Origin of the sequence: Anaerosacchariphilus polymeriproducens (assembly GCF_003363435.1) — a bacterium.
GTDB classification, from domain to species: Bacteria; Bacillota; Clostridia; order Lachnospirales; family Lachnospiraceae; genus Anaerosacchariphilus; species Anaerosacchariphilus polymeriproducens.
Window position 1 is genome coordinate 17,332 of record NZ_QRCT01000045.1, and the last position, 18,896, is coordinate 36,227.

Here is an 18,896-nt window from a genome sequence, read left to right on the forward strand (position 1 = left end):
TTTCTAAAGTAGCTCCTCCATATGCATAATTTTTGTGCCCTCAATATAAGCTCCACCTTCAGTAGCATCGATAAATTCACAGCTTTTTTCTCTTTTTATCCTTTCTTCAATCCAATGCCGGAACTCACAAAAAACCTTACTCGATAATACTGTTCCCCCATCTACGGACTTAACCCTGATATATTCTGAATGTTCTTTTTTTCCTCTTTGAGAGGTGCCTGATGCATGTCCAAAATTATCAGTATAAGCTAAATCTAATCCGAGGAAAACTACTCTCTTTGCGCCTAATCTGATAGAAACTTCTAATGCAATAGTGCTGACAGAGCCTCCGGTTTTGTAAACCTTAGTTCCTAACTTTTCAGCTAATTCTTCTGATAGACCAAATTCTTCTTGGAGTACAATATATTTATACCCTTTATAATTCTTGGAAAATCCTTTATAAGCTGTCGATAAAAAAATCATCGGAACCGTACTTGCTTCCACTCCTGAGATCTGTTTATAAACTGTCTCATTCGGATCCAATACTATAACATAATCCGGCGTAATATCTTGTGCTAAAAGTTTCTTATATACCGTTCCTGTTGCTAATATAATACTGGAATCATTATTAATATTTTTCAACATATTCACATTTTTATCTAGAGATGGACCGGCAGCAACAATATAAACATCTTTACCATGAAAATTTTGTTCTAATTTATCTACTACATCATCATAATGCTTACTATTATGATTAAAGTTATCCTTAAGCAGAGCATATGCTTGCTCCTGAATATTTTCCTGACAAATTACGTTTTCCATTAAAACTTTAATTGTTGGAAAAGGAATCGTCCGTATAGACGGATAGAATATGATAACTCTTTTTTCTTGCATATTAAGTGCAGTTGTATTTAATTGTTCTCCAAATAAACTAAAATTTGAATCATAACATAAATTTATCTTAGGATTTTCTAAAACTTCCGATAAATCCATATAGGAAAATGCCAAATATAATATATCAAGATTTGATTCGTAAACCTCTATTTTGGCATTACTAGATTCTTTACTTAACATCATTACATGGTAGCCTAAACCAAATCCATAAATCACATAATTTTTAATATCCGGCGTATAGTACCGTTTTGCAAATACTCTACCATCTTCAAATGGATTATTTATTGTATGGATTCCATATATTTCATTACATTCTTTAATACTAAGAGTAATCGTTCCAATATTTGTATATTCCAATACATACAATTCCTGATTGTTGAAATTGTAATCTTTTATCTTTTGAGCCAGTTGTGGATCTCTCTTTTCAAGTAAATTTATATTATGCTTAAAATAATTATTGTCATCTCCATAAATAGTAACTACATTTCTTAAGATACTTTGCATATTGACCAGAATCGGTATGATTTGGAGTTCTAAAATATCAGCAAAATAGACATAATCCTGATTATCAATAGTTTCTTTCAAATCTGCTATCATGAAAGAAAGTTCTTTTGTATTTAAGATATCATAATCTGCATTATAAAACTCTAAATTTTCCATAGCTTTTTCAAAAATTTCTTTAGTTTTTAATATAATGATGTCACACAATCCATCTTCAATTCTTCTTATATCTTGGACTCGACAATAATATACTGCATCTGAGCATAATCTAATCTGCAAAATATTTTTAAGAAATATTTCGTTATATTGTGCAATTTTATTTTCTTTATCCTTTGCCATCTTAATCTCCTGATTCTTATTTTCACAATACCAGAGTTTCTTTTTCAACTTCATCACACATTTTTTCTAATATGTTGATACACTCTTTTATATACTTACCTACTGCAGTTTCCTCAGACATTTGTACTCCATAAACACCTGATGTATAAATCTGATATAAATCATCTATCTCTGCAATTGTAGGAATTGGTTTTTCTTCCATATTCTTTAAGACCTGCGTTGCCAAAAATACATTCACACCATAATATAGAGCTTTTTGTATAATAAATTTTTGGTATCTTGGTATTTTCTCTATCCCAATATCTGTCGATAAATCCCCTCTGTCTACCAAAATATATTTTACTTCCTGTAAAATTTCATTTAAATTCTCTACTGCCTCCAGGGTCTCTACTTTTGAGATTATTTCTACATTGCTATCTAGTATGTTTTTCACTTCTATAATATTTTCCGGTTTCCGTACAAACGACAAACCAACAAACGACAAATGATATTGGTTTGCTAAGTCTATTAAAGATCTGTCTTTTTCAAATAAAAATGGAATATCATCATGTATTCCCCGGATATGAACACCTTTGTTACTGATTAGAGCTCCTTCTGACTTAGATAAAAATGTTATTTTTTCAGGGTCTGTTTTTTTTACCTCAAATTCAAAAGTGCTGTCGTTTGCCCATGCTGTCATGCCTGGTTCCAAATGTTTATAAAATTCTTGATAGTTAAAGTTATTACAAGGTATTTCAAACTCTTTTCCTTTTTCTAATGTAATAGGTATCTCAATATCTTTTGTACGGACCTTATTTCCGGGCAAGTCCATTAAAATATCAGCGCCAGGTACTTGTCTTCTAATTTCTAAAATGTATTCTTCAATATCTCTGACTGAACCATGAGCTCCGTTTATTCGATAAATATATTTTTCATTATGAATCTCATTCAACTTAACAGTATTCATTAAAGATGGTCCAACAGTTAATATAAAACGTTTCATTTTTGCGTCTCCTTTTCTCCGATAAAAATTTGCTTAACTGACAAAATTTCATTAAATATTTCATCTCTTAACATTATTTCATTCGGGATAGAACCTTTTGCAATGTATTCTCTTATAATTGTCCCACTGATTTCTACTCGATCCGTTGCATAATGGGAACAGTTTTTATCCGTAACAATTTGACCACATTTTTTACAATAATATGGTTCATGCAGCAATAACAATTCGATTCCGAGATTATATCTTTGTTCTAATTGACTGGCTAATTTATGAGCATCATAAGCATCGTAATAATTGCCTACTCCTGCATGATCCCTGCCAATAATAAAATGAGTACAGCCCAGATTTCTTCTAATGATTGCATGAAAGACAGCTTCTCTTGGTCCTGCATAACGCATCTGAGTTTTTAGTCCTGCTAGATAAACTCTGTCTTTAGGGTAAAAAAGCTCAATCATTTTATTATAAGCTGCCATAACAGCTTCTTCTGTAAAATCACCTTTTTTCTTCCAACCAGTAATAGGGTTTATAAATAAACCATCACAAATTTCTAAACCTATACGTTGTAGATGCTCATGTGCTTTATGTATAGGGTTCCTTGTTTGAAATCCAACAATTGTTTTCCATTTTTTTTCTCTAAAAATGCGTTCTGTCTCAACAGGATTTAGAGCATTTTCAATGAAAGACATATCTACAATTTTGGTTAACCCGCCTACTCTATATCTACTTCTTTTTTTCTCCTTCAAAACACCTGGATGTTTATCATCTGTAGTTTTGAATATTTTGAAAAGATCCTCTTCTGTAATTTGAAACTTATCTTCGACTAAAAGTGTAGCAGCTGTTCTGCCCTCCCAAATTAATGCAATCTGACTTCCACTCTCTAACTTGTTATAAAACTCTTCTACTACATCGAAAGTAATTGGAAGTGTAAAAACCTCTCCATCAGACAAACAATAATTTTCTACTACACTTTGATAATCTTCTTTTCCCATAAATCCTCTTAATGGATATAAAATACCAGTCTCAATATTTATAACGTCTTGTAAAGTTTCTTCATCAATTTGATATTTATGCATACTATCAGATACCATACCTTTCTTCTATATATTGTACAACTCTTTTAAATGTTTCCTCTTCTGTCATCTTGTCAACTTCTAAAATCAAATCACTATGTTTTGGCTCATCAAAACCTATATTTACACCTACAATCTCCGTCTTTCCCAGATTTTGCTGATAGACATTTTTAACATCTTTTTCTATACTGACTTTGAGGTCTTTCTTTAGATAAATTTCATTATATCCCTCAATTTTTTTTCTTGCTAGTTCTCTTAATTCTTCAAAAGGAGATATATTGCATATAATTCCAATAATGTCATTCCTATCCAGAATATAAGCTCCCATAATAATTCTTTTTACATTTGCTTTTCTATCTTCCGTTGAATATCCTAAATCATTCTCAAATAAATTCCTAATCTCATCACCATCAACAAGATAATTTTTCTTTTGTTTTTGATTAAAAAATTCTTGAAGTTTTAATCCAATGGTAGTCTTTCCTGCTCCTGATATGCCCATCAACCAAATTATCATACTATTTCCTTTCTGTTTTAATCATATTTTCAAACTTTATCATTTCACTTTGTAAATTTATATAAGAGGGATAATGTATCACAAAAGTATCTTTCTCTCGATTCAACTTTCCTAAAGCCATTTGAAGCTTTTTAAAATCAGGATCATAGATTAATTGTGCTCCTCTTCCCCAAATACTTCCTTTTATATCTCTATGCTCAAACCAAAGTCTTATTAAAGCTGCGTCGGCTTCAAAGATAATGACTTCTTTATAACGATCTAGCAGTTCAAATATGTGAAACCCCCACCCCAAACCAAATACGAGGAAACGTTCCTTATTTTGATTGTCACACTGGTCAATAAACTTCTGAGCTTCAAGCCAAGGATCTTGTATGCTATGAAAATGTATCGTCCTTTGATTCTTTAATTCCCTCTTCAAAATCACATTTCCTGATAAAGCCTCTTCAAATTTGAATTCCTCTGCTATTGATATTGGAATTTCTTTTATATAGTTCGCTAATTCAGGGTTATAATCCATACAATTTTCCATATTTTGATTGTAAAAGACCGGCTCGGTAATAGGTGCTTTAAGACCCAGTTCCCTTTGAAGTGAAATAAAAATGGGCTGTAATTGTGATTCTATCAGATCCTTAACTTGTATATAGTTATTATTATTTTTCGCCTTCATTATTTCGTTTATTATATGAATCACTAATTTCTCTTCAAACATTGGAATTTCCTGTTTTGGGTCAAGTTCTTCCATTCTCTTTATCATATCTGAAATTACTATCCAAATATGAGCTGAACTAATGATAGCTTCTTCAAAATTTTGAGCTTGTATATACTCAATGCACTTTTTCAACTTAACATTTACATAGATACATTTGTCATAAATTTGTCTCATAATACGCCCTCTTTATCTATTTGTTTGTTTTCCATTTTAAAATTCTATCTTCTTTTGTATCACAATATTTACAAAGTTTAATATATTGTCTACCTTTCATATTTCTTTTTCTTGCAATATTAAATTTTTGACCGTACCATATATCTGACAGGCTCTGTTTATTTACATCTCCCAATGTGTATTTCCCCATTGCATCATTACAACATAAACTTACCTTTCCATTAGAACGAATCACAAATTGCAGCAAATTTAAACAACACAAACTTGAAACTGTAGATTCTATTTTCTTATTAGGTGCCTGACCACCTCTGGTAGAGCCTACTCTATTTTTACTAATATAAAAGAGATCTATTTTTTCTCTCAACTTCAGCTTTTTTTCTGATCTCTTAATTATCTTTTTAATTTCTTTATTCACTTCTTTTTTATCTTCATAATACCAATCAATTATAATCTTATTTAAATATTTTTCTATCTCCATAGCACTTTTATAAGTTAGTAATGTTCCATTGGTATATAAATAAATATAAGCATGAGGAAGTTTTTCTCTGGCCAGCTTCGCAAATTCAATTATCCTATCATCCAAAAATGGCTCATTATTGGAAAATAAGGCAAGTTCACCCTTATAATTTAAATCCGATAGTTGATTTATTATTTTCTCAAATAGTTCCGTAGACATTTTTGCATATTTTCTAGAATCCTGAAATTTATTGACAGGGCAAAAGGAACAGGTACCATTACATCGATTCACAGTTTCTATTTCAATGTACCGAAATAATGGCTTTCTTAACAAAAAATAGGCGTAATAAATTCTGCACTTTAAATTATTTATTATGTCTTTATTCACGCTTTATCCCTCCTTAAAACAGTATTATATATTCGTCTGCTCTCTACAAAAAAATCTTCAGCAAAAATATCTATAAAACAATCTCCTGTGATCTTTCTTAATGAATCAATTCTATCTTGATACATTTCGTTATTGATTTGATTTTGTTCCTCATCAGGTAACAGATAAAAAACTTCATCTCCCTGACTGTTTCGTATATATTTCTCTTTCTCAGTCCTAATACCTGTATATTGTAAATATTCTTTCATCTCTTCCATCGAACAATTATTTAAAATGGTTTCTACCGCTGTTTTATTATAGGTATCAAGTCCTTCTAAACGAATATATGTTTCAAATTTTGTAAAAGGTTTAGAATCTAATATACTTTCAATTACAAATGAAAAATCTTTTAAACTAAAAAGTTTTTGATACCTATTACGTTCAACATTTTTTTGATACCAGAAGAAATTTATGTGTACAGCATTATCCGTATACTGTTGTCTAGTAAATTTTCCATGATCGCTCATATAACATAATGTACAATTATCATAGAATTGACGATACCAATGTAATTGAATATCCAGATACCGTTTACTCTCATTCATTTGAGATGTTAAATTTTTACTAATTTCCTGGGGCATAAATGTCCCAACTGATTTGAACTCTAAAAGATTAGCATGTCCGTTTAAAAATGGTGTATGTGTTTCCAGAAGATTATGCGCCAAAATGCACACAGGTCTCTCACTATTTAATATGGTGTTTATTACCTCCCATTGATAAGAACAACAAGGCAAATATCCTATATTTTTTTTAATCATTTTATTTCGATATGCAGGAGCAAATTTTTTTACCTGCTTAAATTCTCCTAGATATTGGAATTTATAATTACGTTTCTCTAACTTGTCTAAAAACACACTTGTTTCTCTGTTAAATTGTTTTATTTGAAAGAGTCTGCCTTCAATTGGATACTGATTCGTCATCATTGATGCCAACGTCATACTTGTCCAAGGCATTACCGTATATGCATGATCAAAGAAAACACTTTTCTTTGATAACTCAAACAGATGCGGCATATCTTGTAACTCTTCTGTTTTTAGCGCATCCATCCAATTAATAATAATGTCTTTCCCTTCTCTTCTATGCATTTGGATTTCAATTTCTTCCAATAAACTAACAAGTTCAAAATGAAATTGTTTGTATTCTTCTTTTCGTTCAAAATTATTTTGTATATACTCTATGATATATTTCTGTGCATAATAAAAATCCTTAATATATAAATATAAATATATAAGCTGCTCTAATAGCATACCTTTTCTTTGAAGATTTTCTTCTTTCAAATACTGTTTTCGGACACAATAAATTTCTTTATAACCAAATTCAGTATCTGTATAATAGCAGTTTTGGAAATTAAGATCATTTAATTGAAAATAGGAATATAAATCTATAATATTAATATGAAAATTTAAAGTTTCCTGCATATTATAAAGCTCTACTGCCATATCAAATCGATTTGCAAAAGATGATATTATTATCGTATCTATTTTTAAATCTGGAATTTTATCAACTTCAAATATAGGTATATCTTCTCCTTTTTCTTTTGAAAATTTATCAATCATAAAAGAAATTTTTTTTCTATTAGAAGCATCCAATGCGTTTAATACGTAGTCTGAATGAATTCCCGCTCCGCGCAGAGCAATCGTTTTATCTTTTGAAAGATCTTTTATTAATGTATTCAACAGCTCCTCTGCTTTTTTCCGCATAGCAACCTGAGGATAAAAGGAATCTATCTTATATTTTGTAATTAACTTGTCTAAACTAATATTTATGTTCATTCTTATCCTCCTAATCTTAAAATATCTATTTTGTACTACGCTTTTTCAAAATATAATTGTAATAATTCTCTAACCGCGCTACTGCAATTTCAGGCCTAAGTTGTTCCACTCTTTTTTTAGCAGCTAATCTAATTTGCTCTTTCTTCTCTTCCTGCAAATTCATAGCCTTTTCTATCGCTTTATACAAGCTTTCTGAATTTCCCGGTATACTCAGAAAACCTGTCTCTTCCTCCTTAATCAGCTGTTCAAAACTTGTACCTGCTGTTGCTGCTACCAACCCATTAAAATACATGGCTTCCATACAAGCATTTGAAAAATTCTCCATTAAAGATGGCAATACCACCAACTCAGCCTTCTCAATAATAGGATAAAGTTGTTTATGCTCCAATGGTGAAAGATAAAGAATTTGATTCGCATATCTCCCTGCTGCCTCTCTCATTAATACACTACACCTTTTATTTTTATAAAAATAATCAGTTCCGATAAAAACAAAATAATAATCAGGATATTTACCAAATAGTTCACTAAAAGTACCCGCAATGGTAAAAACACCTTTATTGGGTGTAATATTGCCAAAATAAAGAAAGTATTTCTTATCTTCTAATCTTTTTTTGTATACTGATAAATCATTCTCTTTTACTTCATTAAAAAATGGCGTTTCTATTATCTGTACGTTTCTATGGGTATCTTTTCCAAAAGGAACTCCCATTGCATAACTTGGAGCTATAATACCATCCATCTTTCTAGATGCCATTCTTTCTAAAAACGATTCAAATCTTACTCCTAATGATTGATTTTTATTCTCGAAAATATTATATACTTTTGAGTAAGTAGATAAACGTAAAATACCAGGTGTTTGATTTGAGTGAAAGAGTCCGGTACCGGTACAGCCTGCATATTGTATTAAATCAATCTTTTTCTTTTTTGCTACTTTTTTTACTTCACAATGTAATTTTAAATCTCTCAAGATATCATTCAAACCTAAATTTAACACCTCACTACCGGTCTGTATCTCCTTATATTTCACGTAATGAACTTCTATTCCTTCTAATATCTCTTTCCTGGTTTTCGTGCTCGCAGCAACTACTATTGGTTCATGTCCTCTTTCTTTTAATGCTTTGGTTATACGATATATATAAGTAGGCATACCGGATAAGTTGATAAGCTTATTTCTCCTTTTCTCCACATACCATCTTGTAACAAATAGAATCACCATATTAATATTCTCCTTGTCTTTCCATTGCACCAATCCATCCACTTGTGGGTACAAATTGAAATGAATCCTGGACTTTATTAATCTTACCGCAAAACTCAGGATTGTTTGAACATAGTTCCAATTTATTAATATCTTTTTTCCAGTGAACGTTACTCTTTGTTATATTTTTTAATAAAGGAATTTTCTTATAATCAAATCCCATTAACCGTACGAGACATAAGTCAAATAAAACCGGGTCATCTGCAAATAATAATCCTCCCACTTTTTTGTATGATGGTGCCAAAGGCCCTTCTTTTTCTCCACTTACAATCATATCACCCAGATGTATCACTGTTCTTTGTGGCGTTCTGCATAACTTTCCACTCTTATTGCAAAACTTCACAATATAATTTAAGTCTTCAATTGTGCGCCATATCGTATCATTCCCATACCATCCGCCAAGTTTTATTCTCTTTTGGTCTTTCCTGCAAATGAGTTTGTTTAATTCTTTATTACTTTTAATCAAAAGTTCAGAAACCATATACATGTTTCTTTTTAATGCAAAATTCTTAATATCGTCAATGTTGCTGGATAAATTTTTCAAAATTCCAGAATTCTTGTATTCATCTCCACCTTTATTTTGGGCCCCTTTACAATGATGAGGTAAGAACTCCTTTCTTGTACAAATACCTACAACATTTTTTAAAGCTCCGGTAAATCCGGCTAAACGATGAGTTTTAGGTTTAGGCAGATTTATGATTACATCAGCTTGTAAGCATGCATCACTTATTCCATAGGCTTGTACGTTATCATGATGAAAACGATTCACATCATTCGAATCATAGTTGATAATACGCAGCTTCCCTTCATAATCTTTGTGGGCAAATTTTGAATGTCTCCCTATATTAATTATCTTTTCTTCAAACTTTAAATCTTTTCTTACTCTTTGCTTTAAAACTTCCTTATCTCTTACTAATGTTACTTTTCTTAGATCATTAATTCCAAACTGCAACATACTATCCTGCAACTGGCGATAAAACTTTAAAATATTAGAATAGCCACCTTTTTCTAACATAAAATTAAAATCGCAGTCTTGTATAGGCGCATCCGCTACTATTATAGTTCCCCTTCCTTTCAGAGCAATATACACATAATCAATCATAGTTCGAATGATAGATGGATGTGTTGTGAGACACTCCATTCCTTTTTTGTAAACTTTTTCAGAAGGATTCGTATGATTGACGAGATTTGGTTTAATCAAAACTGTATTTCCGGGTTTAATATAACGTTCTAAAGGATTCCAATTTTCAGTTCCAAAATTTTCATTATCCAGTCCAATATGATAAAAAATCTCTCTAATCATTTCATATACATCATTCTTAGTCTCAGATATCCCCAGCTCTTTAAATGGATATTCAGGATAGGCTATATCTGGCCTATAATAAGTATCTGATGGGTATTTGCTTTCTTGCTTGTACATAAAATAATTAACCAATTCTTTTCACTCCTTTATGTCCTTCCTCTTTTAAATTCAACCAAGATCCAAATTTTTTATCATACCATTCCGGCGAAAATTCCTCCAAACCACTTCCCGGATAAAAAGTAAATTCTCCAAAATACAATTTACCGTTAATTTCATAAAAATCAATTCTAATAAATCTTATTCCCTTAGAAAAATCCTCTGAGATCTTAACCATTAAGTCATAATTCTTTGGTTTGGGTAATATTATATTACTACTATGATAGTGTCGTTCAAATGACATACGATTCCAGTCTTTGTCATAAAAATCAACATATAATCCTTCTTTTCCATATCGGTTATGACAAACAAAAGAACATTTGACCTCACCGTTAAATACCATGAACTTATAGTCTTTTAACTCAGAATTACTTTCATCCAGCATATACTTCTCTGCAATGATTCTGGGCTTTATATTTTTATATGGCCATTCACGCCATAAATAATAATAATTTCGATTCAATGCTTTTTTCATCTTTTCTTTTGCTTCGTTTATATCAAATTTTTCCTTGTCCTTGCAGATTATGACACTCCCTGAGTCATGAGTACATTTCATGACAAACTGATTTGGAAGTTCATCAAAATTTATTTCTTCAAAAGTATTCCATACTCCTAATAAGGGTATCAGATATTCGTCACCTAAATTTTTTTTGATTAATTTTCTTACTGCATATTTATCAACCATTCTCGTATATTGTGCTTTACGATCATAGAGTTTTAGCCACTGAATTTTTTCATTAAACGTTCTTGGATTCTTCAAATTAAGATTCTTATCAAATCTTATTCTATAAATAAATTTAAGAAGAGTGTCATCCGGCAACCAATTAAGCCAACCCTTAATATGAAAATCATTCATAATCTGTTTCATTGATTTCATTTTTATTTTTATCCTCATAACTCTCCTCCTAGATAAAATCGTTTATAAAGAAGGCCTTTCCCGTTTTTTCAAAAGGTCTAGGTAGAACTTTAAATGTTTCTGATAAACCATTTCCGGTTCCAGCCGCTGTAAGCTTTCTTTTGCTCTAATCCCGATTCGATTCCTTTTTATCTTATCCATTTTCATAACAAAATCAATTGCATTTTTCAATGATCTTGGAGATTCCTGTTTCACTAAAATTCCATTTACACCTTGTGTAATCAATTGCTCCGCACTAGAACCGTAAGTAGAAATAACAATTTTACCTAGTGCCATTGCCTCAATGAAAGAATTGGCAAGATTATCTATTCTGGAAGGAAGAATACAGATATCAGCTCTTTCAATTATTGGATAAAGACTTTCTCTTTTTAGACCATTAAAATGAATCACTCTGTCTTTCTGCTTCCCTGCTTTTTCTTTCAGATATTTTACAGCTCTTATTCTCCTTCCATCTTTTAATTCTAATTCTCTATTTTCTCCAGCAAAAACGAAATACATGTTAGGATAATCCCTTAATACATTCTCTAAGATATCTGCAATTGTCAGCATTGCTTTGCGATTGCTTAAAATTCCAAAGTATAAAAAGTAGTTTTTATCATGTAAAATACTTTTTTGATTTTTATACTGAAAGGAGTTTTTATTATGATTAAAGGGACTTTCAATAACAGATACGTTTAAACCTAATCGTTTTTCTATAATTTCTGCAACTAATTTACTTGGTGCAAACACCACATCTGCTCTCTTGATTGCAGCTAATTCTAATTTATCTTCAAAACTCACTCGATTCATTGAAGATTTCATATTATAATTTGGATCCTCTGTTTCTCTCCACAAAGTGGGATCTTGTGATATTCTAACAATAGTGGGTATCGCTCTGATTCGGAATAATCCTATTGCAGTTGGACTTGCATATTGGATCAAATCAATTTTATCGGTTTTATGTAACTTCTTAATTCTTCTATTAATTTCATAACTTCTCACTACTTTCTCAATTATACGGATTAAACATGAGTATTGAGTATGAGATTCCTTATACGTTAATAATTGTCTTCCTAAAAACGTATCTCTTAAATTAATATACTCTATTGTAATATTTTTTTTCCAAAAATGGCTTCCTCGATGTTTATCAGATATTGCAACAATAGAGATTTTATGTCCATGTCTTGCAAATATTTCAGAAATATTTGTTACATAACTAATCACACCGCCATGTGTTGTATTATATTCAAATTCTCGTATTGCATAAACGATGTGCATGTGTAACCCTCCAATCATTTTTGTTCCAATTCTTGTAAGTAATTAGGTATTTTAATATACTCTTTGAAATAATGTGCAAATCTGTGAAACTCTTTCTTTAATTCCATTTCCATCTCATTGGAATCTACTAAATTAATCAGTGATATTCCTTCTATTCCAAAAAACAACTTAGCAGTAACTAAGGTCGTTGTTGTAAATCCCACCAAATATTTCGGCTTTACTTTTAAAGATGCCAATAACAGTTCCATTGGCACCCCCCCGGAAGTATCAATTTTGCAAGGAAGATTTTGATACCGTTCTAAAAGATCTTCCCTGGGATGTACCTTTAAAATCACAGATAGATTTTGATTCTGAAAAAAATCACAGGCATTTTCTATCACTTTTAAATCAATCTCTGATTTAAATCTTCCTTCTTCAAAATATGGCTGTGTGTTAATAACGACTGCATTAGCATAATCATTTGCATTAGTTATTTGATTTTCAGATTTCATCTTTTTTAAAATAGAGCGATATCCATAAATAGCTCTGCGATTCATTACTAATTCTTGCTTGTGATTTTTAATAAAAATATTTTGGTTCATACAGAGCTTATATTTATTTAGATATTTTAGATAATACTTTTCCAAAAGAAGTTTATTCAAAATCTCATCTAACGAAATTATATCTTTCTTTTCTTCTCGTTTCTGACTTTGCAGCCAGCTTTTGGTGTCTCTCATATAAGTCGCTAAGCCTTCGTCAATTACGACAGCAGTAATTCTGTCATTTTTTCGTACTAGACTTATTTTTTCAATTATTTCATACTGAGGCTTAAGAGGACTGATTACAAAAAAATCTTCTCCATCTCTTAAAGGAATTGTTTTTAGATATTGTTTCATCTTTTTATTAGAAACGTTTTCACTACCACGGAAGGTAAAAATTTCGACTTTATCAGATTCAACAGATGAAAAAAAGGACTTGTCCAATAAAACTCCTCCTGTTGTATGAGGACAGATACAAATCATGCCCTCTAAATGACAGCCCTTCTTTTTTAAAACTTCCAATGCTCCCATCACACCCAGAGCATGCCATGGTGTGATAGCAAAGGAAATAAAATTTAATTTTTTGTCTTGTTTTATCCTATAACTTATTTCATAGATATTTTTACTTTTTTCCATCTTATCTGCCGCCTCTTTGTAATTTATTATTTACAATTCGTATACTACATCTTCCAAAGAGACGATTGGTGCTAAAATTATATCTCCTATCTCTTCCTCAATTTCATCAAAAGCAAAGATTGCAGTAACAATCACCACATCGACCTCTTCTAAACAATCATCTAAAGAACACACTTCTAAATCAGAATAAGTTGCTCCTGCATTCTTATCAATACCATACTTTACGTTGATACTTGTATTATTAAGCTCGTCGTACAAACGGTTCCCCATTTCTCCCATACCGTAAATTGCTACCGTCTTATACTCATTTTCAATAAACCAACTTTCTAAAGATTTCCCTTCTTGCTTTATCAGCAGCCATTGGTTTAACATATTATAATAACTTTTAAATTTATCTACTTTTTCCGCTTTTTGATTAATTGTTTTATCTGAAATCACTTTACTTGTTGCAGCACCTGCAACAGCTCCCAATACAGTTGATAAAATGGCTACGCATCCTTTTTTCATATGTTTTTCCTCTTTTCTTCATTTTTATATCAATTTAATCAATTTTAATCAAAAGTATTAACCTACCGTAAATAAAATCATTCCCAAAATATGTGGTATCGAAAATTCCATTTGTAATCTTAACTCAAAAAATTCTTTTATATTGTTGGGACTAATTTCATAATGTTTTAAAATCTTTTTTTGTCTTTTTGTCAGTTCGTTTGAAAAAACTTTTAAAATTTGTCTGCAAATCAAAGGATTGGTTGACAAATAAAAGCGATATCTCAAATCATTCAACTCTTTGTTGGATAAATGGAATAAATCTCTTAAATGTAATGTATTTGATGTTGCTCCAATTATATTATTACCATGTTGACGATAAAGCATTAAGGCTTTATTGCAGTAGTATATTTTTCCAAATGTAGCTGCGACGACTGCAATCCACCAATCATGATGTACCGTTTTCAGACCTTTTTTATTTCCTAATATTTTAACTTTTTCAAGTAGTTTTTGATTGATAACAGCACTTGATCCTTGAACTACATTTCTTTGTAACAGGTTAGCCAGTGAGTCCCTCCTTTTGTCCCAATGAATGTAAGATGCAAAAGATGGATGAATCATTTTTAATTTTGAATCTACAATACTAGCATCTGAGTGAACCAATAAAGGCTGATTCTTATTATCTTTCTCAACCTTTTTTATATATTCAAATAACGTTCTGATTTTATTGACTTTCCATATATCATCTTGATCGCAGAACATAATATATGGATTTTTTGCGTATTTCAATAATTCAAATACATTATAAGTCACACCCAAATTTCCTTTATTATCATAAATAATATGAATTTTATCCGGATATTTTTTATGAAATTCTCTAATTATTCTTGGTGTCTGATCTTTTGATCCATCATCACGAATTAAAAGATTCCAATTGGTATAATCTTGTCCAATTATTGACTCTATTTGATCTCTAATGTACTTTTCACCGTTATATGTTGGTAATATAATATCTATCTTATCCTTTCGACTTACTCTCTGCATAACATCATTCCTTCATTATCAGTCTTTTTTAAAACAGTAATACAATCTAACTCTGAAATAGCACCCCAGTCAATTACTTTTTGTTCTGTCACTTCAAATCCTGCTTGTTTACTTAATCTTGCAATTTCTTCTTTACTTACATTACTTCTCCAATGCCGATTACTTGATAAAGCGTTTTCTCTTTGTTTATTTTCTTTACAATTTTTCCAATTTGAATGATGTATTAATACATATCCTTGTACTTTCAGTAAACGATAAAACTCATTTATGTATAATTGCATATCCTCAATTGGAAAATGAACCATAGCATCCCATGAATAAATAAAATCAAATTGATTGTCTTCTAATGGAATCTCATTAGAATTACAAGTAATAAACGAAATATTACTTTCTTTTTGAAATCTTGTATTGCAATAATCAACAGCTTTCTCTGAGATATCACAACCTACAAACTCTTTTGCAAAATCTCTGATACGATTTGCAATTCTACCATGGCCGCAAGCAAAATCGCAAACAATGGATTTATCTTTGTCAGTCATAGAATATTTCTTAATAAAAGGCAGGATATAATAATCTACCTGTTTATCTGCTGCCTTTTCTGCTTCATTATAATAAGTCAGCCAATTCACATCTTTTATGGTTTCTACAACATTGGTTATTGCTGGTAGAATATATTTCTCCTCTAACCTAATAATTTTAGATTCTTCAATTCCTAAAGCAATTAATGTTTCATATATCTCTGATTGATGTGCAAATTTTCCTATTAAAATTTTATCTGGATTATAGTTTTTTATTTCCTGTGGAAGAATGCAGGAAATTCCATGAACCTGATCAATTCCATCCGCTTCTTTATCAATTAAAACTTCTACTCTGCAATAATTCGTTGCTTGCAATTGTTCCACAAGACATCTACCAATCTTTCCCGCACCATAAATTGCAATTTTCTCACCTTTTTTTATTTTATCATTAGGAAATACAATATATTTATTTTCTAAATCCATCTCATCCTCACTTTCAATCTGTAACCTTTATCCAATCATACATCCATGTCTTAAAGTTTGCTTTGACAATTTTTTTCATCTTTCTATCCGATACTTTTCTGGCATACTTCCAATACTCAATTAAAAATTTTCCACCATAATTTTTTTTCCAAGGTTTTTGGGGACCTAAATAATGAATGATTATATTTTGTTTCTGAAAACATTGCTTGAGCCTTATCAATGGATATTCCCAGCGCTCTTTCATATTTTGAAAATTTGCATCTCGATTAAATCGGTTTGAAACTATTTTAATATATGGATAAAACAACATATTGACCAGATCTTGATCCTGTACTTTAAGTTTGTCATAATTATTATAAATTTCATCTATAATTTTATTCGTGTCGGTAAATCTCCGTAATTTTTTGACATTAATCAGTAACACGCCTGCATTAATGTATGTCTTTGTAGTTGGCAGCCCCAAACTCTGTTTATGCGGATTATACTTCTGATTCATAAAGGAATCCGCAGCTCCGGCAAAAATAGCATGTTCCATATTGCAATGATAAAAACTTTTAATAGAATCATTTACAATTAAATCAGGATCCAAATATAAAATTCGCTCAATCCTTTCATCAAGATAATCCATAACTAATAGTCTATAATAAGTTTCCTTCGTTATATGCAAACGTTTGGGGGCGTCTTCAAATATATCATCTTTGACCTTGATTATCTTTAAAGTATGTTGATAAGATTTAATAAACTTTTCTAACTCTTTTAACTTTATATCCGGAATGGAACTATGCATCAAATATACATGAATATAAGCCCATTTATTATTGACGAACAAAGAGTGCAGCATTACCCGCAGCGGAGATAAATAATTTTCATCTAACGTAACTAAAATATTCATATTCTGATGTTTCATTAAAGTTCCTCCTGATTTTATGTCCTTTTAATTTAATTTCCGTCTATTTCATAAAGTACTTCATTGATCGAAATAATTGGGCAATTAATCTTAGCTTTCAGTTTACTTCTTATGTCTTCAAACGCAAAAGTTGGTGTGACTACAATTACATCTACAGCTTCTAACCTATCTTCCGGAGACATAACAGATACTTCATGATTAAGATAATCAATCGATTGATCAATTACATATTTTATTTTTATATCACTATTCCTTAGTTCTTTATACAAACGATTCCCAAGTTCACCCATTCCATAAATTGCAACACTTTGATATCCATTGCGCTTAAAAAAATTTACGGAACTTTTTCCGTCATCTTTATTATTCAACCACTGGTTTAACGTGTTGTAATACTGTTTAAACTTATCAGTTTTCGCATTTAGTTTCTCCAAAGCTTTTAACTGCATTTTATATAATAAAGCTGCACCGATACAGATTCCTGTAATGACTCCGGTCAAGAATACTAAAAATTTCCCTTTCATTTCCACTCATCCTCATTTCCCTATTTTTCATAGACTGCATAAACAACAGTTTCCCATGTAAGTATATCATGATGCCTGATATACAATTGATACTCAGGCACTAGTTCTTGAATAAGTAACGGTACTTTCCATAAATCTTCTAAACTATGATAGATGCTGATTGCCAACTTCGGCTTATTTTCTTTTATAATTGTTTGCGCTCCTAAAATTGCTTCTTGCTCTGCACCTTCTACATCCATTTTAATAAAGGTCACCTTCTCAGATCCCAATATATCATCTAGTGATATGCAATGAATTTCTGTCCCACCACTTTCTGAAATTTTATTAGCACCTGCTACTTCATCGTTTTCACTGAACATCAATGTAGTTTCTTTTTCCCATACACCTGCTTGCATGCAATTTATCTTATCATCATCTTTAAAATTATTACTTAATTTTTGATAAGTTTCCTTTGTTGGTTCAAAAGCATATATTTTCTTATAGTTATTATGAACCCATTCTTTAAATTTTATGATAGAATCTCCATCGAAAGCTCCACAATCTACAAATATCTCTTCTTCTTCTCTTTTAATAATACCTTTTGGAAAATAATGGTGTCCACTGAAAATATCTCTATAATCTTTTATCCCAAGACTTCGTTTTTCTATTACACTTTTATAAACTTTTTTAGATTCCTCATCTGCCAGTAAACTTTCTACCATCTGAAACTCTTTTAAATATCTCTCGGTATCTTCTTTTTTAATATTCGTATTTAAAAAACGCCATGAATAATAATTCGTTACTCCTAAAGACTCTAATTGCTCTACTATTTCAACTATGTGTACACTTACAATAAGAACAATAATATCTTCCTGGTTTTCTTCTTTCAATACTTTCGGATCTCTTACATCTATCTCCTGATTCCTTTTACCCCATTTCATTGAGTCATTATCTACAATATAAGAAATTTTAAATTCACTGCCCTTTTTTTCAAAGAAATGTCGACAGCCACTCGCAGCCCCAAATAGCACTAGTTTCTTTCCTACTGATTCTTTTTGAAACTTATCCCATGTATCAAAATCAAATTTTCTCATGAACGT

General features: G+C 30.7%; 18 protein-coding genes. All 18 read right to left on the reverse strand.

The annotated features are described in order from the left end of the window. Positions 1-3: 3 nt before the first annotated feature. The 18 genes from DWV06_RS12670 to DWV06_RS12755 are packed head-to-tail and all read right to left on the reverse strand — an operon-like array spanning position 4 to position 18,890. Complete coding sequence (locus DWV06_RS12670) at positions 4-1,713, reverse strand: motility associated factor glycosyltransferase family protein (protein ID WP_162300630.1); 1,710 nt, start codon at positions 1,711-1,713, stop codon at positions 4-6. 22 nt (positions 1,714-1,735) lie between these two features. Further along, positions 1,736-2,695 carry a pyruvate kinase gene (locus DWV06_RS12675; protein WP_115482559.1) on the reverse strand — a complete coding sequence of 320 codons (960 nt, stop codon included), beginning with the start codon at positions 2,693-2,695 and terminating at the stop codon, positions 1,736-1,738. Beyond that, on the reverse strand, positions 2,692-3,783 hold the full coding sequence (locus DWV06_RS12680) for a sulfate adenylyltransferase (RefSeq protein WP_193726025.1): 1,092 nt from the start codon (positions 3,781-3,783) through the stop codon (positions 2,692-2,694). Before DWV06_RS12680 ends, DWV06_RS12675 begins: the two co-directional genes overlap by 4 nt. Continuing rightward, positions 3,773-4,279, reverse strand: coding sequence for an adenylyl-sulfate kinase (locus DWV06_RS12685; protein ID WP_115482560.1), 507 nt, complete (start codon positions 4,277-4,279; stop codon positions 3,773-3,775). Before DWV06_RS12685 ends, DWV06_RS12680 begins: the two co-directional genes overlap by 11 nt. Position 4,280: 1 nt before the next feature. Further along, the gene (locus DWV06_RS12690) at positions 4,281-5,162 is read right to left on the reverse strand and encodes a hypothetical protein (protein WP_115482561.1); all 882 of its coding nucleotides are present in this window, start codon (positions 5,160-5,162) and stop codon (positions 4,281-4,283) included. Positions 5,163-5,178: 16 nt separating this feature from the next. Next, positions 5,179-6,006, reverse strand: a complete 828-nt coding sequence (locus tag DWV06_RS12695) for a radical SAM/SPASM domain-containing protein (RefSeq protein WP_115482562.1) — start codon at positions 6,004-6,006, stop codon at positions 5,179-5,181. Continuing rightward, positions 6,003-7,817, reverse strand: coding sequence for an alkaline phosphatase family protein (locus tag DWV06_RS12700; protein WP_115482563.1), 1,815 nt, complete (start codon positions 7,815-7,817; stop codon positions 6,003-6,005). The genes DWV06_RS12695 and DWV06_RS12700 overlap by 4 nt, the downstream gene beginning before the upstream one ends. Before the next feature lie 25 nt (positions 7,818-7,842). Continuing rightward, complete coding sequence (locus tag DWV06_RS12705) at positions 7,843-9,033, reverse strand: glycosyltransferase family 4 protein (RefSeq protein ID WP_115482564.1); 1,191 nt, start codon at positions 9,031-9,033, stop codon at positions 7,843-7,845. Position 9,034: 1 nt separating this feature from the next. Beyond that, the gene (locus tag DWV06_RS12710) at positions 9,035-10,507 is read right to left on the reverse strand and encodes a DUF362 domain-containing protein (protein ID WP_115482565.1); all 1,473 of its coding nucleotides are present in this window, start codon (positions 10,505-10,507) and stop codon (positions 9,035-9,037) included. Next, positions 10,500-11,426: an ATP-grasp fold amidoligase family protein gene (locus tag DWV06_RS12715; RefSeq protein ID WP_235828960.1), complete on the reverse strand. Its 927-nt coding sequence runs from the start codon at positions 11,424-11,426 to the stop codon at positions 10,500-10,502. Before DWV06_RS12715 ends, DWV06_RS12710 begins: the two co-directional genes overlap by 8 nt. 24 nt (positions 11,427-11,450) lie before the next feature. Continuing rightward, complete coding sequence (locus DWV06_RS12720) at positions 11,451-12,704, reverse strand: glycosyltransferase family 4 protein (protein WP_162300631.1); 1,254 nt, start codon at positions 12,702-12,704, stop codon at positions 11,451-11,453. A 14-nt stretch (positions 12,705-12,718) separates the two neighbouring features. Further along, positions 12,719-13,858, reverse strand: coding sequence for a polysialyltransferase family glycosyltransferase (locus DWV06_RS12725; protein ID WP_115482567.1), 1,140 nt, complete (start codon positions 13,856-13,858; stop codon positions 12,719-12,721). A gap of 30 nt (positions 13,859-13,888) precedes the next feature. Then, a complete protein-coding gene (locus DWV06_RS12730; RefSeq protein ID WP_115482568.1) occupies positions 13,889-14,365 on the reverse strand; it encodes a hypothetical protein in 477 nt (158 codons plus the stop codon). A 57-nt stretch (positions 14,366-14,422) separates the two neighbouring features. Next, complete coding sequence (locus tag DWV06_RS12735) at positions 14,423-15,388, reverse strand: glycosyltransferase family 2 protein (RefSeq protein WP_115482569.1); 966 nt, start codon at positions 15,386-15,388, stop codon at positions 14,423-14,425. Then, positions 15,376-16,389: a class I SAM-dependent methyltransferase gene (locus tag DWV06_RS12740; protein WP_115482570.1), complete on the reverse strand. Its 1,014-nt coding sequence runs from the start codon at positions 16,387-16,389 to the stop codon at positions 15,376-15,378. The genes DWV06_RS12735 and DWV06_RS12740 overlap by 13 nt, the downstream gene beginning before the upstream one ends. A gap of 13 nt (positions 16,390-16,402) precedes the next feature. Beyond that, positions 16,403-17,296, reverse strand: coding sequence for a glycosyltransferase family 8 protein (locus DWV06_RS12745; RefSeq protein ID WP_115482571.1), 894 nt, complete (start codon positions 17,294-17,296; stop codon positions 16,403-16,405). Between the two features lie 32 nt (positions 17,297-17,328). Further along, positions 17,329-17,817, reverse strand: a complete 489-nt coding sequence (locus DWV06_RS12750; protein WP_115482572.1) for a hypothetical protein — start codon at positions 17,815-17,817, stop codon at positions 17,329-17,331. Positions 17,818-17,837: 20 nt separating this feature from the next. Next, entirely contained in the window at positions 17,838-18,890 is a 1,053-nt protein-coding gene (locus DWV06_RS12755) for an FkbM family methyltransferase (RefSeq protein WP_115482573.1), read from the reverse strand. Positions 18,891-18,896 lie beyond the last annotated feature (6 nt).